General features: G+C 68.9%; 16 protein-coding genes. 4 read left to right on the top strand and 12 right to left on the bottom strand.

Annotation, left to right across the window (positions count from 1 at the left end; genetic code table 11):
- Positions 1-363 (bottom strand): hypothetical protein (locus DW306_RS03785; RefSeq protein ID WP_136054312.1); only part of this gene is annotated, 363 nt, incomplete at its 3' end.
- On the opposite strand from DW306_RS03785, the gene DW306_RS03780 reads away from it, so the two are divergent.
- Together DW306_RS03780 and DW306_RS03775 are read left to right on the top strand one after the other, a co-directional pair.
- The gene (locus DW306_RS03780) at positions 350-1,834 is read left to right on the top strand and encodes a PLP-dependent aminotransferase family protein (RefSeq protein ID WP_240747044.1); all 1,485 of its coding nucleotides are present in this window, start codon (positions 350-352) and stop codon (positions 1,832-1,834) included. The genes DW306_RS03785 and DW306_RS03780 overlap by 14 nt on opposite strands.
- A gap of 66 nt (positions 1,835-1,900) precedes the next feature.
- Positions 1,901-2,914 carry an aldo/keto reductase family protein gene (locus tag DW306_RS03775; protein ID WP_136054310.1) on the top strand — a complete coding sequence of 338 codons (1,014 nt, stop codon included), beginning with the start codon at positions 1,901-1,903 and terminating at the stop codon, positions 2,912-2,914.
- Positions 2,915-3,022: 108 nt separating this feature from the next.
- Here the strand turns inward: DW306_RS03775 and DW306_RS03770 are convergent, their stop codons facing one another.
- From DW306_RS03770 to DW306_RS03755, 4 genes are all read right to left on the bottom strand, one after another.
- Positions 3,023-3,928 carry a carbohydrate ABC transporter permease gene (locus DW306_RS03770; protein WP_205814091.1) on the bottom strand — a complete coding sequence of 302 codons (906 nt, stop codon included), beginning with the start codon at positions 3,926-3,928 and terminating at the stop codon, positions 3,023-3,025.
- Entirely contained in the window at positions 3,925-4,887 is a 963-nt protein-coding gene (locus tag DW306_RS03765) for a sugar ABC transporter permease (RefSeq protein WP_136054309.1), read from the bottom strand. The genes DW306_RS03770 and DW306_RS03765 overlap by 4 nt, the downstream gene beginning before the upstream one ends.
- A 3-nt stretch (positions 4,888-4,890) precedes the next feature.
- A complete protein-coding gene (locus tag DW306_RS03760) occupies positions 4,891-6,201 on the bottom strand; it encodes a sugar ABC transporter substrate-binding protein (RefSeq protein ID WP_136054308.1) in 1,311 nt (436 codons plus the stop codon).
- Between the two features lie 89 nt (positions 6,202-6,290).
- Positions 6,291-7,526, bottom strand: a complete 1,236-nt coding sequence (locus DW306_RS03755) for an aminotransferase class V-fold PLP-dependent enzyme (RefSeq protein ID WP_136054307.1) — start codon at positions 7,524-7,526, stop codon at positions 6,291-6,293.
- A gap of 163 nt (positions 7,527-7,689) precedes the next feature.
- Between DW306_RS03755 and DW306_RS03750 the strand changes: the two genes are divergently transcribed.
- Entirely contained in the window at positions 7,690-8,373 is a 684-nt protein-coding gene (locus tag DW306_RS03750) for an FCD domain-containing protein (RefSeq protein ID WP_136054306.1), read from the top strand.
- Positions 8,374-8,460: 87 nt separating this feature from the next.
- Here DW306_RS03750 and DW306_RS03745 read toward each other — a convergent pair whose 3' ends face one another.
- From DW306_RS03745 to DW306_RS03725, 5 genes are all read right to left on the bottom strand, one after another.
- On the bottom strand, positions 8,461-9,108 hold the full coding sequence (locus DW306_RS03745) for a class I SAM-dependent methyltransferase (RefSeq protein WP_136054305.1): 648 nt from the start codon (positions 9,106-9,108) through the stop codon (positions 8,461-8,463).
- A gap of 18 nt (positions 9,109-9,126) precedes the next feature.
- Positions 9,127-9,642 carry an ACT domain-containing protein gene (locus DW306_RS03740; protein WP_136054304.1) on the bottom strand — a complete coding sequence of 172 codons (516 nt, stop codon included), beginning with the start codon at positions 9,640-9,642 and terminating at the stop codon, positions 9,127-9,129.
- 54 nt (positions 9,643-9,696) lie between these two features.
- Positions 9,697-10,755, bottom strand: a complete 1,059-nt coding sequence (locus DW306_RS03735; RefSeq protein ID WP_136054303.1) for a PLP-dependent cysteine synthase family protein — start codon at positions 10,753-10,755, stop codon at positions 9,697-9,699.
- Between the two features lie 22 nt (positions 10,756-10,777).
- A complete protein-coding gene (locus tag DW306_RS03730) occupies positions 10,778-11,464 on the bottom strand; it encodes a hypothetical protein (protein WP_136054302.1) in 687 nt (228 codons plus the stop codon).
- A gap of 231 nt (positions 11,465-11,695) precedes the next feature.
- Positions 11,696-12,052 (bottom strand): cytoplasmic protein, encoded by a 357-nt coding sequence (locus DW306_RS03725; protein WP_136054301.1) that lies wholly within the window; start codon positions 12,050-12,052, stop codon positions 11,696-11,698.
- Positions 12,053-12,194: 142 nt separating this feature from the next.
- On the opposite strand from DW306_RS03725, the gene DW306_RS03720 reads away from it, so the two are divergent.
- Positions 12,195-12,506, top strand: coding sequence for a YciI-like protein (locus DW306_RS03720; RefSeq protein ID WP_136054300.1), 312 nt, complete (start codon positions 12,195-12,197; stop codon positions 12,504-12,506).
- 13 nt (positions 12,507-12,519) lie between these two features.
- On the opposite strand, the gene DW306_RS03715 is transcribed toward DW306_RS03720, so the two are convergent.
- Both DW306_RS03715 and rbsD read right to left on the bottom strand, forming a co-directional pair.
- Positions 12,520-13,335, bottom strand: a complete 816-nt coding sequence (locus DW306_RS03715; protein WP_136054299.1) for a GntR family transcriptional regulator — start codon at positions 13,333-13,335, stop codon at positions 12,520-12,522.
- Position 13,336: 1 nt separating this feature from the next.
- On the bottom strand, positions 13,337-13,741 hold the full coding sequence (gene rbsD, locus DW306_RS03710; protein ID WP_136054298.1) for a D-ribose pyranase: 405 nt from the start codon (positions 13,739-13,741) through the stop codon (positions 13,337-13,339).
- Between the last annotated feature and the right edge of the window lie 16 nt (positions 13,742-13,757).

The following is a 13,757-nucleotide window of genomic DNA, read 5'->3' as shown; positions in this document are numbered from 1 at the left end:
GAATCGCGCAACTGGTCGCTCAGCCACCGGTTCAGCGACCATTTGCGTGATTCGAACGTCGAGCAGGTCGTCGAGCCGCATGTTCCGCAGCCGGGGAGACGCCTGAACAGTTGACGCGATCGAACGGGTCAGCGCGACCGCCGACGGCTCGCGAGTCCACGGCGAGCCGGTCAGAGCGGCCTCGATGATCGCCAGCGGGCGACGGAGGGCGTCGTCGTTCGCGCGGGCGTCGTCGCCGAGCCATTCGAGGAGATCACGAATGGTCCAATCGGGGATGATTGGCGCAAGAACATCGTCGAGAGTGGTGATTGGCGGAGTCATTGGTCCAGAATCGGATGCTATGGACACGATGAACAGGGCCAATGGTGGGCCACTGGACCAGAGATCGGTCACCTCGCCGACATCGGTTCACTCCGGCGACGTCTCATCGGAGGCCCTCGCCGCCCGGCTAGGACGCTGGACGCGCGGCGACGGCACACTGGCCCGTCGACTCGCGCGCGGGATCGAGGCCCTCATCGCGACCGGCGAGCTGCGACCGGGTGACCGCCTTCCTCCGGAGCGGGCGCTCGCGGCAGCCGGATCGGTCTCCCGGGGCACCGTCGTCGCGGCCTACGCGGACCTCGCCGACGGCGGTCTCGTCGAACGGCGACAGGGGAGCGGTACGCGGATCGCCGGTGCCACGGCATCCGTCAGTCCTCTGCAGCGGCCGGGGCGAGGCGAGGCGCTGTTCTCCGCGCTCCCCAACGCGATAGATCTGCTGCGCACGGTGCCGCAGATCCCCGAGCTCGCCGTGCAGCTGATCCGCGACCACCAGCCCCGGCTCGACCTCGCGCTGCTGCCCGAGACCGATCCGGCCGGGCTCCCCGTGCTGCGCGAGCTGATCGCCGAGATGTATCGGACCGAGGGCACGCCGACCACGCCGGAGCAGATCCTCGTCACGCACGGCGCGCAGCAGGCGATCAGCCTCGTCGTGAACGCGCTCGTCGGCCCCGGCGATGTCGTGCTGGCCGAGGAGATCACCTGGCCCGGCGTCACGGACTCCGTCGGCCTGCGCGGCGGCACGGTGCACGGCATCCCGATGGGTCCGGACGGACTCGACGTCGACGCGCTCGAGCAGGCGCTCGCCCGACTGCGGCCCGCCCTCGTCGCGATCAACCCGCACCACCAGAACCCCACCGGCACGCGTCTCCCTGCCGCTGCACGCCACCGGGTGGCGGAGCTCGCGGCGCTGTACGGGGTGCCGGTGATCGAGGACCGCGTCGTCGCCGGCATCTCTTTCGACGGCGTCGTGCCGCCCACCCTCGCCGCCGAGCGCCCGGATGCCCCGATCATCGTCGTCGAATCGGTGTCGAAGTGGGCGTGGGCGGGCCTGCGGATCGGGTGGCTGCGCGCCGACCCCGTGCTCGTGCGGCGGCTGCGGGGTGCACGGCAGCTCGCCGACCAGTCGACAAGCGTGCCGGGTCAGCTCATCGCGCTCGACCTCATCGGGCACGCCGAGGAGCTGCGGCGTGAGAACAGCCGCATCCACCAGGAACGCCTCCGTCTGCTTCTGCGCCTGATGGCCGAGCATCTGCCCGACTGGCAGGTAGACCCGCCGCGCGGCGGCCTGTCGCTCTGGGTCGCCCTGCCGGCCGGATCTGCGGATGCTCTGGCGCGGACCGCCGCCACCCACGGCGTCTCGATCGCCGGCAGCGCCGCGTTCGCGGCATCCGTCTCCGCCGACGACCACATCCGCATCCCGTTCACCGCCCCCGAGGACGTGCTCACCGAGGGCATCCGCCGGCTCGGCGAGGCCTGGCGCGAATATCGGGAGACTCTCGGGCGCGCTTCCTAGAAGCGCGATCTGAGACCGGTCACGGAATCTCGGCCCTCGCATATCAGACGGCAGTAGCGTGGAAACATGGTCAACTATCGCTATCTCGGAAACAGTGGTCTCAAGGTCTCGGAGATCACGTACGGCAACTGGGTCACCCATGCATCCCAGGTCGGCGACGACGCCGCCGTCAAGACGGTCCACGCAGCCCTCGACGCCGGCATCACCACGTTCGACACGGCCGACACCTACGCCAACACGGCCGCCGAGGTCGTGCTCGGCAAGGCGCTGGAAGGTCAGCGTCGGGAGAGCCTGGAGATCTTCACGAAGGTCTACTTCCCGACCGGGCCGAAGGGCCCGAACGACACCGGCCTGAGCCGCAAGCACATCCTCGAGTCGATCAACGGCTCGCTGAAGCGCCTCGGCACCGACTACGTCGACCTCTACCAGGCACACCGGTTCGACTACGAGACCCCGCTCGAGGAGACGTTCCAGGCGTTCGCCGACGTCGTCCGCCAGGGCAAGGCGCTGTACATCGGCGTCTCGGAGTGGACGGCCGAGCAGCTGCAGGACGGCCACACGCTCGCCAGGGAGCTCGGGGTGCAGCTCATCTCGAACCAGCCGCAGTACTCGATGCTGTGGCGCGTCATCGAGGGCAAGGTCGTGCCGGCATCCGAAGAGCTCGGCATCTCGCAGATCGTCTGGTCGCCGATGGCGCAGGGCGTGCTGAGCGGCAAGTACCTGCCCGGTCAGCCGGTGCCGGAGGGCTCCCGCGCGACCGACCCGCACAGCGGCGCGGACTTCATCAAGAGCTTCCTGCAGGACGACATCCTCACCGCGGTGCAGAAGCTCAAGCCCATCGCCGAGGAGGCGGGGCTGTCGATGCCGCAGCTCGCGATCGCGTGGGTGCTGCAGAACCCGAACGTCGCCGCGGCGCTGGTGGGTGCGTCCCGCCCGGAGCAGCTCGCCGAGACCGTGAAGGCCTCGGGCGTGAAGCTCGACGCCGACACGCTCGCCGCGATCGACGCGGCGCTGGGCGACACGGTCAACCGCGACGCCGAGGCCACGTACTCGACCTCGCCGAAGTCGCGCCTGACCTGAGCTGCGCGCTTCTGCCGAGCGGCCCCTTCATGACCGAACCGGCCCCCTTCGCGCGTGCGAAGGGGGCCGGTTCGTGTCGAAGGGGGTGGCTCGGCACAGGGGCAGGGGCTACTCCTTCACCGCGCCGGCCGTCAGGCCCTGCACGATCCAGCGGCTCGCGAGCGCGAACATCGCCATGGTCGGCAGGATCGTCAGGACGGCTGCGGCGCTCATCGAGCCCCAGTCGATGTTGAACGTCGAGATGAAGCCGTTCAACGCCGACGGGACCGTGCGGTTCGCATCGGTGTTCATCAGCACGACCGAAAGGAACAGCTCGTTCCAGCAGTTCACGAAGTTGAAGATGAACGCCGCGATGATGCCCGGGGTCATGACCGGGACCAGCACACGGAACAGGGCGCCGAGGCGGGAGCATCCGTCGATCATCGCCGCCTCCTCCAGCGCGTCGGGCACGTTCTCGAAGAAGCCCCGCAGCATCACGGTCGAGAAGGGGATGCAGATCGCGATGTAGACCAGGATCAGGCCGGGCTTCGTGTCGACGAGACCGAGGTCGGTCATCATCGAATACAGCGGTCCGAGCGCGATGAACGCCGGGATCATCTGCGTGAGCAGGAAGGCGATCAGCACCGCGCCCTTGCCGCGGAACTCGAACCGGGCGATCACGTAGGCGCTGAGCAGAGCGATCAGCGTCGCCACGGCTCCGGCGACGATCGCCACGAGCGCGGAGTTGCCGAGGAAGACCCCGAACGAGCTCTGCTGGAACAGGCTGACGTAGTTCTCGAACGAGGGCTCGCTGGGCCAGTACTCGATCGGGAACCTGTTGATCGTGCCGGGGGACTTGAACGACGTGAGCGCGATCCAGTACAGCGGGAAGAGCGTGATCACGAGCCAGAGGCCGAGTCCGACGACGCGGACGACGCCGCCGACGGTCACCCGGCGCTTCGGGCGCGGGGCCTTCGCGGGATCCGGCACGGTGAGGCGACGGGTCTCGGTCATGGTGGTCGCAGTGACGGTCATCGCTGGGCCTTCCGCATCGCCATCAGGTAGAACGCGCAGAACACGAACAGGAACGCCACGACGATGAGGCCGATCGCGCTCGCGAGACCGTAGTTGCCCTGCTGGGTGTAGTTGATCATCCAGGTCGTGATGATGTGGGTCTGGTTCGCGGGTCCGCCGTTGGTCATCGCGTAGATGATGTCGGGGAAGTTGAAGATCCAGATCACGCGCAGCAGGATCGTCAGCAGCAGCGTCACCGAGATGTACGGGATGATGATCGAGAACAGCTGCCGCACCTTGCCGGCGCCGTCGAGGCTCGCGGCCTCCAGCATCTCGTCGGGGACGGACTGGAGGGCGGCAAGGATCATGATCGCGAAGAACGTCACGCCGTACCAGATGTTCGCCACGATCACGGCGAACATCGCGAGCTTCGGATCGGCCAGCCAGGGCAGCGGGGCGTCGATCAGCCCGGCCTTCATGAGCAGGTCGTTCACCACGCCGAACTCGGCGTTGAACATCCAGCGGAACAGCATCCCGATCAGGAAGCCGGAAACGGCCCACGGGAAGAACACGAGCGCCTGGTACAGACCGCGGAAGCGGAACCGCTTGCGCAGGGCCAGCGCGATGAGGAAGCCGATCACGAGCTGCGGCACGAGCGAGCCGACCACCCAGAGCACCGAGTTGCCGGCCACGACCGGGAATGCCGGGTCCTGGAACACCGCGACGAAGTTGTCGAAGCCGACGAACGGGGTCGAGGTCAGGTCCCAGAGGTTCCAGTCGTGGAAGGCCATGCGGGCGCCCTGCAGCATCGGCCAGTACGTGAACCAGCACACGAAGACGATCGCCGGGGCCATGAAGGCCAGGAGCGTCAGCGCGTGGCGGCCGCGGAACTGCCGGCGGCGCGGGCCGGGGGAGGCCCCGCCGGCCGCGCGCTTCGACGCGATGCCGACGGAACCTCCCTCACGAACGGTCAGGGCCACGGGTCAGCCCTTCTCCGCGGCGTACTTCTCGGTCCAGAACTCGTCCCACGAGGTCAGCAGGTCGCTCGTCGACATGTTGCCGAGCAGCACGTTCTGCACATCCTGGTCGGACTTCTGGATCCACTCGGTCCACCAGCTGACACCGCGCGGCTGACGCACGTTGATGTACGTGTCCGGGTTCTCCGTCATGGTGACGTAGCTCGTCCACGGGCCGGTCGAGTAGAAGTCGTCATCGGCGGCTTCGGTGATGATCGGCACGAGGCTGTTCGCCTGTGCGAACTCGGTGGCGGGCTCGGCCGACGAGAGGAACTCGACGAGCTTCACGGCCGCCTCCTTGTTCTCGCTGGCCTCGGCGACACCCCAGCCGGCGACGGCGAGGGGCTGCGCGGCCTTGCCGGACGGGCCGACGAGCAGCGGAGCGGTGTCCCACTGGTCCTCAGTCAGCGACGAGTCCTGCACGGTCGCGATGACCTCGGGGTCCTGCAGCAGGAACGCCGTGGTGCCGTTCGTGAAGCCGGCGACCATCTCGGGGTATCCCCACGACACGGCCGAGGGCGGCGACGCCTCGGTGAAGAGGTCGAAGTAGTCGTCGACGGCATCCTGCGCCTCGGGGGCGGCGAAGATCGTGGAGCCGTCCTTCATGAGGAACGCGTCGTCGACGTTCAGGTCGTCGATCGTGTACGCCTCGATCGCGGCGACGACGTTGCTGTTCGCGTTGGGGCCGCCGCGGAAGGCGTAGCCGTAGATGTTGTTCGACGGGTCCTGGATGGCGGATGCCTGCTCGAGCAGGTCTTCCCAGCTCTTCGGCGGGCCGTCGAAGCCCGCGTCGGCGACGAGGTCTGTGCGGTAGAACAGCGACAGGCCGTAGAAGCCGTAGGGCACGAAGTAGCTCTTGCCGTCTTCGGCGACCGAGGCGGACTTCGCGTTGTCGGTCAGAGCGTCCCAGCCGTCCCAGTCCTTCAGGTCGTCGCCGAGGTCGTACAGCCAGCCGTTGTTGGCGAACGGGCCGACGGTGATATCGCGCACCTCCAGCAGGTCGACGCCCTTGCCGGACTGCAGCATCTGCTGGATCTTCGCGTCGGCCTGCTCGGTCGGCGGCGAGACCAGGTTGACCTTGATCTTCGGGTTCTCCTTCTCGAACTCGTCGAGGAGGCCGCGGATGAGATCGGTGCGCGCCGGGTTGGTCAGGCTCTCGACCATCTGCAGGGTGACGGTGCCGTCGGCGGACGGGCCGCCGCCGGCGGAGCAGCCGGTGAGCGCGAGAACGGCGACGGTGCCGATGCCTGCTGCTGTCGTCAAGATCTTGTTCTTCACGATGTGCCTCTCATTCAGTGTTTCGGGTGGGGTGCGTGTTTCGGGCGGGTGCGTGTTTCGGGTGGGTGCGTTTCGGGTGGAGGTGCGGATCAGGAGACGGTGACGGACGACGCGGGGCGGATGCCGGCGCGCTGGAGGATCTGCGGGATGCAGCGGTCCACGAAGGCCTCGAAGTCGGAGGACTCCGAGTAGAGGTGCGCCGACAGGCGGAAGTAGCCGATGCCGCGGAAGCTGGTGAATGCCGTCTCGACGCCGGTCTCGTCGAGCAGCTCCATGCGCAGTGCATCGGCTTCCTCGCGGGTGGAGCCGAGGCCGAGCGGGAGTCGGACGAGGCGCATCGACGGCACGGGGGAGGGCAGTGGGGTGAGCGGGTCCTCGTCGGCGAAGGGACGGAACCCTTCCGCGATGATCTCGGCACCGGCATCCGCCATGACCGCCATGGTCTCGCGGGCGCCCTGCCATCCGTACTCGCTCTCGATGAAGTCGATCGCGGCCGGGGTGGCGAGGTAGGTCGTGGCGTCGATCGTGCCCTGCGTGTCGAAGCGCGTCGGGAACGACTCGTGCGCGGCCCAGGAGTCGATGAGGGGCCAGAGTTCCTCGCGATCATGGGTCTCGGTGACGAGAAGCGCCGAGCCGCGCGGAGCGCAGGGCCACTTGTGCAGGTTGCCGAACCACCAGTCGCCGCCCGCCGCCGCCGCGGCATCCGGAATGAGGCCGGGGGCGTGCGCGCCGTCGACGAGCGTGCGCACTCCCTGCTCGGCGGCGAGCTCGGCGATGCGCGCGGTGGGCAGCACGCGCGCGGTGGGGGAGGTGATCTGGTCGATCACGATGAGCTTCGTGCGGGGGGTGAGGGCGTCGGAGAAGAGCTCGACGATCTCGTCATCCGAGCCCAGCAGGGGAAGTTCGACGACGCGCACGGTGGCGCCGAAGCGGCGGGCGAGGCGCTGCGCCCCCATCGTGATCGCGCCGTAGCCCTGGTCGGTGACGAGGATCTCGTCGCCGTGCTCCAGGCGGAGGGCGTTGTAGACGACGGTCGCCGCCGCGGAGGCGTTGGGCACGAAGGCGCTGTCCTCGGGACGGGCGCCGACGAACGGGGCGGTGCGCTCACGGGCCGCGCGGACCCGGTCGGCGATGCGGGGGAACCACTCCACGGGGCTGAGGTCGGCCCGCCGCCGCAGGGCGTCCTGCTGGGCGACGACGGATGTCGGCACGGCCCCGAACGAGCCGTGGTTGAGGTGGATGATGTCCGGATCCAGCGGCCAGGCATCTCGCGCGCGGTCGAACGACCTCAGTCGGAGCGGAGCGGGGAAAGCAGTGGCCGGCATGGATCCTCGTCGGTATATCGGGGGGAGTTGTTGCACAACTTTGCCACAGCATCGACGAGATAACCAGAAATCGCGCATAATTTCACAAAGTCGTCATACGAGTTGGTTGCGCGGTCCGCGTCCGACAGACTCACAGGAGATCCGGGTGCCAGAGAGGAACACGATGAGCGCGTTGGACAAGGCGCTGCACGGCCTGCGGGCGCTCATCGCCGACGGCGCGCTGCGGCCGGGAGACCGGCTGCCGAGCGAAGGCGAGCTGTGCGAGACGCTCGGGGTCTCCCGCGGATCGCTGCGCGAGGCGATCCGCACGCTCGGTGCTCTCGGCGTGCTGGAGACGCGACACGGATCAGGCAGCTACGTCAGCGAGCTGCGTGCGGCCGACCTCATCGGCAGCCTGTCGCTCACGGTAGGACTGCTTCCCATGGCGGGTGTGCTCGAGCTCACCGAGCTGCGACGAGTGCTCGAACCGCACGCCGCCGCGCTCGCCGCGGCGCGGATGGATGCCGAGACGGTCGAGAAGCTCGACGCACTCCTGGTCGAGATCGAGCAGAGCGATGACTTCGAGGACCACTCCCGGCTCGACCACGAGTTCCACATGACGATCTCCCGGGTCGCCGGCAACGACGCTCTCACGAGCCTGATCGACGTGCTCCGGTCGCGGTCGCGCGCCTATCGGATCCACGACGTGCACGACGCGGCGGAGCTGAAGCTGCACTCCGACGCCGGGCACCGCGCGATCCTGCGCGGGCTCGCCGATGCCGACCCCGTCGCGGCGTCGGCGGCCGCGTCGGCGCACGTCGCGTACACCGAGTACTGGGTGCGGAAGTACACCGAAGTCGAGGACTGACGGCGGGGTTCGAATCGCGCAACTGGTCGCTGATCCGGCCGAAACCCGACCATTCGCGCGATTCGAAAGCCGAGTCGACCGCGCACCTCAGGTCGGCGCCACCCACGAGGCGGTGTAGCGCCAGAACAGGCGGCGACGCATCCGGATGCCGGGGAGCAGCTTGGCCGCGACGTGTCGAATCTCGTCGAACGACTGGTCCGCCGGGGCGGTGGGCGCCTTCATGTGCGCAGGGACATCCGTCGCACGGGCCGGATGCCGCAGCAGGCCGATCAGCGGATTGAGCAACAGCGACACCACGGAGCGCAACGCGTCGCTCGACGTCTCTCTGGCCACGCCGATGATCACCACGCGACCGCCGGGGCGAACAGCGGCGCGAGCTTCCTGGAGCGCCCGACGCAGCGGCATGTGATGCAGCGACGCCACGAACACGATCAGGTCGTAAGCCTCTGCGGGCTCGGATCCGAAGGCGCGGGCGTGGACCTGAACCGTCGTCCCCGCGAACCGGCGGGCAGCAATCGCGGCGGTGGTCGGGTCCGGCTCGATGCCGATCACCGACGGAAACACACCCGCCAGCGCGGCCACCAGCTTGCCCGTGCCGCAGCCGACATCCACAGCCGTCTCTCCGCCGGCACGCCGCACCGCACGTGCGTGCCGCAGGACGAAACCGGCGTACGCATCGTTGTGCGACCACGGGTGAGCGGCGTTCAGGCGGCCGAGTGCTGCCAGGAATCCCATCGTGCCCGGGGGACCGGATCAGGCGAGGGTGATGTCGACCTGGATCTCGCTCGCGATGCGCTCGAGGTCGGCGCGGAGTGCGTCGAGATCGACGGATGCCGGAACCCGCGCGGTCACGGATGCCTCGAACAGGCGGCCGCCGGCCATCGCGGCATCCCGGGTCTCGGTCGCCAGTTCCTCGATGCTCAGGGCGTGAGAGCTCAGCACATTCGAGATCTCGCGGACGATGCCGTGGCGGTCGTTGCCGAGCACCTGGATCGTGAGCAGCTGCTCGTCGTCGAGGTCGGCGGCCGTGGTGCCGGTCAGCACGGCGAGGGTCAGCAGTCCCTGGCCCTGCAGGGAGCGCAGTGCTGTCTGCAGCTCGGCCGCGCGATCCTCGGCGACCGAGACCTCGATCACTCCGGCGAACGTGCCCGCAAGCTCGGCCAGCGAACTGTTCTCCCAGTTGCCGCCGTGCGCGTCGACGACTTCGGCGACGGCGGCGACGAGGCCCGGACGGTCTGCACCCGCGACGGTGAGGATCAGAGTAGTCATGCGGCCCAGCGTAACCTGGTCGACCAGCACAGACCCGCGGGGTCGAGGTGTGAGCTAGTCGTCCCAGACGCCCGTCTCGAGGAAGGACTCCAGCCGCGCACGGTGCGGGGCGAGGTCCCAGCCCTGCGCGGCGACCCACTCGTCGGAGTAGTACGTGCCGGCGTAGCGGATGCCGCTGTCGCAGATCAGCGTCACGACGCTGCCGGTCTCGCCGGCCGCGCGCATGCGGGCGATCAGCTGGAACGCGCCGGAGAGGTTCGTTCCCGTCGACCCGCCGGCCCAGTGCAGGGTGCGGTCGCGCAGCATCCGGATCGCGGCGATGGAGGCGGCATCCGGCACACGGATCATCTCGTCGATCACGCTCGGCACGAACGACGGCTCGACGCGGGGCCGGCCGATGCCCTCGATGCGGCTGGGTCGTCCAGCGGGCGGATCCACCGTTCCGGCCCAGCCGTCGTAGAACGCCGAGCCCTCCGGATCGACGACGGCGATCTGCGTCTCGTGACGGCGGTACTTCACGTAGCGACCGAAGGTCGCACTCGTGCCGCCCGTGCCGGCTCCCACGACGATCCAGCGGGGGATCGGATGCCGCTCCTGCGCCAACTGGCTGAACACGCTCTCCGCGATGTTGTTGTTGCCGCGCCAGTCGGTCGCCCGCTCGGCGAAGGTGAACTGGTCGAGGTAGTGCCCATGGCAGTCCGACGCGAGGCGCTGCGCCTCGGGTGACATGTCCTCGGCGCGGTCGACGAAGTGGCAGCGACCGCCGTAGAACTCGATGAGGTCGATCTTCTCCTGGCTGGTCGAGCGCGGCACGACGGTGACGAACGGCAGTCCCAGCATCCGCGCGAAGTAGGCCTCCGACACCGCGGTCGACCCGCTGGACGACTCGACGAGCGTCGTGTCTTCATGGATGCGGCCGTTGACGAGTCCATAGAGCAGGAGCGAGCGGGCAAGGCGGTGCTTGAGAGATCCGGTCGGGTGCACCGACTCGTCCTTCAGGTACAGATCGATGCCCCACTCGGGCGGAAGCGGGAACAGGTGCAGGTGCGTGTCGGCGCTGCGATTGGCGTCGGCTTCCAGCAGGGCGATCGCGGTGCTGGTCCAGGTGGTCACCGATCGAGCGTAACGCGCCCGCTCACTTGTCCGTGTAGCCTCCTTCGCCGGTCTCGCCGTCATAGGTGAAGATGCGGTCGTCGAGGGTGATGGTGATGTCGTCGCCGAGCGGCTCCTGCGCGAGGAGCTTCTCTTCGAGCATCGTCATCCGCTCGTCGTACTCCTGCGCCTGCTCGGCGTCGATGCCCCAGATCGTCGCGACCTTCATGTCGGTCATCAGATACAGGTACGCCGAGACGGCGGTGCGGTTGAACTCGTTGTCGGGGATCGTCTGCCAGAGCGCTCCGGAGTCGCGAAGGCGCTTGTACTCGTCGATCTTCGCGTCGAGCCGCTCCGCGATGGCGGAGGTATCGGCGTCGGCGGGCTCGTCGCCGTCGGACGGGGGCTCGTCGGAGGGCGCCTCCGGATCTTCCGCGAACGCGGTAGGGCTGGGCGCCACCGGCGCAGGGTTCGCATCCGGCCCTCGCACGAGGAGGCCCACGAGCACCGCCACGCCCACGACCGCGAAGATCACGAGACCGCCGACCACGGCCAGCACGACGCCGAGGGTGTTCGACGACCGAGTCGGCGCGGGAGGACCGGCCGGCACCGGGTATCCGCCACCCGGCGGCGTCGACGGGATGCCGGCGGCGTACGGCGGCATCACGGCGGGCGACGCGGCAGCCGGTGGTCCGCTCAGCGAGGGCGCCAGCGGAACGACGGGAGGCAACGACGGGGACGCATCCTGCACTGTCGGTGGGGGCGGAGGGATGACCCGCTCAGAGTCAGCACCGCCCGATGTCCCGTCTGTCATCGTTCTCCCCCGGATCGACGGCACCCACCGGATGCCCCTCTCCGAAAAGGTAGCCGGTTCCGTCCGGGACGGTACGGGCAGGTCTGCTCAGACAGCCACGCCTGGGGAAAGGCGCTCCCGTCGCCGTCGACGTGCAGGAGAAGTCGCTCAGGCGGCTCCAGGGCGCTCGGGTCCCAGAGTCCCGGAAGAAGGCTCGCCTGCGGCATCCCCCTTCAGCTCGATGAGGATCGTGTGCGTCGGCGTCGTCCCGGTGTTCTCGCCGAAGTGCCGCTGCGCGGGCAGCCAGACGGCCTGGCCGGTGGTGAGGGCGGTGTCGAACGTGCGCTCGCCGGCGCTGAGGCGGCGCGAGAAGTCGCTGAGGGTGACCATCACGCTGTTGGGGTGGTCGTGCGGCGTCGTCCGATCGCCCGGCTCGTCGGTGTACTCAAGCACACGGACGTGCTCGTTCTCCCAGAGCGTGCGGTAGTGATCCGGGTTCGTCAGGGTGGGATCGTCGGTGATCATGCGGCGACGGTACACCCGACCGGATGCCGGCGGCAGACCCACTTGCGACGGCCGTGCCCGCGGGAGCGGTCTCCGTCGTCGGTATCGTGGTCCTGACCGCCCGAACGGGGTTGACGCACCCCGATCGAAAGAGAGAAGGTCCATGCACGCCGTCCTCGAATACACGTATGTCGACGACTACGTCCGACGCCGAGACGCCTTCCGTCAGCAGCACCTCGCCGTGGCGTGGGCGGCCGTCGAGCGGGGCGAGCTGCTCCTCGGCGGAGCCGTGGGGGAGGACGATGGACCGTTCAGCGCCCTGATCGTGTTCACCGGCGACGATGCCCTCGAGCGCGCTAGAGCCTTCGCTGCGGCGGACCCGTACGTCACCGGCGGACTCGTGACGGAGTGGACGGCCCGGCCCTGGACGACCGTCGTCGGGGCCGCGGCGGCCGCCCCGGTGCGACCGGACTGATCGGCCGGTCCGCTCAGCCGACCGTGCCTGCCGGAGAAGCGCCGCCATCGCCGTCGACGTGCAGGAGAGATGCCTGCGACTGCTCCTGCTGCAGTTGGAACTCGAAGCGCGAGCGGTCGCCGCGGTGGTACGCGATGAAGTACTCCATCGGGGTGCCGTCGGCACTGCGACTCACGCTGCGCAGCCGCAGCAGGGCCGACCCCGCGCTGACGCCGAGAAGCTGTGCCTGTTCATGCGTCGCGACGGTGGCCTCCGCCGACCGCACCCCGTGCGTCGCGACGACGCCGTTGTCGGCGAGGAGGCGGTACAGCGACGCCTCGGACAGATCGGCGCCGAGCGTGACGGCGCCGACGGCATCCGGCATCCACGTCGTCGACAGCGACCACGGCTCGCCGTCCACATGACGGAGTCGTTCGAGTGCGACGACCGGCGACCCGACCGGGAGCTCGAGCGCGACGGCGATCTCCTCGTCGGCGGTCGTCCGCTCATGACGCAGCACATCACTGTGCACGTGGCCGCCACGGCGTTCGACATCGTCGTACAGACCGACGAGCGTGTGCACCAGGCTCTCGCTGGTCCGCGGTCGTGAGACGAACGTGCCCTTGCCCTTGACGCGCTCGACGAGCCCCTCATGCTCGAGCTGAGCGAGCGCCTGCCGCACGACGGTGCGGGAGATGCCGTAGCGCTCGCACAGCCGGTGCTCGCCGGGAAGAGGGTCGCCGGGCTGCAGGCCGTCGCGCGCGATGCCCTCGATGATCAGCTGGCGCAGCTGGTCGTACATCGGGGCGGCGGAGTGCCGATCGATCGTGTCGGGGCTGGTGACGCTCATGTCAGTACGCGACTCCCGCGTGCAGGATCACGTTCGCATACGGCGTGAACTCGCCGGAACGCACGAACGCGCGTGCACCCTGTGTGAGCTTCTTGAACTCGACGTGCGGCACGAGCTCGATCTCGAAGCCCATGCCGGCGAAGCGCTCGCGCAGGGCGTCGAGCACCTCGGGGCTCTTCTCGGCGACCTCGGCGGAGACCGTCGCACCCTCGACCACGAGCTCGGCGAGCACGGTGTCGAGCACGTCGAGGAACGCCGGCGCCCCGGGGCGGTAGGCGAGGTCGATGCGCTCCGATCCGGTGGGGATCGGCAGCCCCGCATCGGTGACGACGAGCAGGTCGGTGTGCCCGGTCTCGCTGATCACGCGCGAGAGTGCGGGGTTGATCGTGGTGGCGGACTTGCGCATGGTTCTCCTCCGTTGC

It is taken from the genome of Microbacterium sp. K24, assembly GCF_004794465.1.
Classification (GTDB): Bacteria; Actinomycetota; Actinomycetes; order Actinomycetales; family Microbacteriaceae; genus Microbacterium.
Note: the sequence above shows the minus strand (reverse complement) of the source record. Positions and strands in the feature narration are given on the sequence as shown.

Coding starts and splice junctions, on each gene's coding strand:
- DW306_RS03780 (WP_240747044.1), top strand. CDS start 350: ATGAACAGGGCCAATGGTGGGCCACTGGACCAGAGATCGGTCACCTCG.
- DW306_RS03775 (WP_136054310.1), top strand. CDS start 1,901: ATGGTCAACTATCGCTATCTCGGAAACAGTGGTCTCAAGGTCTCGGAG.
- DW306_RS03770 (WP_205814091.1), bottom strand. CDS start 3,928: ATGACCGTCACTGCGACCACCATGACCGAGACCCGTCGCCTCACCGTG.
- DW306_RS03755 (WP_136054307.1), bottom strand. CDS start 7,526: ATGCCGGCCACTGCTTTCCCCGCTCCGCTCCGACTGAGGTCGTTCGAC.
- DW306_RS03750 (WP_136054306.1), top strand. CDS start 7,690: ATGAGCGCGTTGGACAAGGCGCTGCACGGCCTGCGGGCGCTCATCGCC.
- DW306_RS03745 (WP_136054305.1), bottom strand. CDS start 9,108: ATGGGATTCCTGGCAGCACTCGGCCGCCTGAACGCCGCTCACCCGTGG.
- DW306_RS03740 (WP_136054304.1), bottom strand. CDS start 9,642: ATGACTACTCTGATCCTCACCGTCGCGGGTGCAGACCGTCCGGGCCTC.
- DW306_RS03725 (WP_136054301.1), bottom strand. CDS start 12,052: ATGATCACCGACGATCCCACCCTGACGAACCCGGATCACTACCGCACG.
- DW306_RS03720 (WP_136054300.1), top strand. CDS start 12,195: ATGCACGCCGTCCTCGAATACACGTATGTCGACGACTACGTCCGACGC.
- DW306_RS03715 (WP_136054299.1), bottom strand. CDS start 13,335: ATGAGCGTCACCAGCCCCGACACGATCGATCGGCACTCCGCCGCCCCG.
- rbsD (WP_136054298.1), bottom strand. CDS start 13,741: ATGCGCAAGTCCGCCACCACGATCAACCCCGCACTCTCGCGCGTGATC.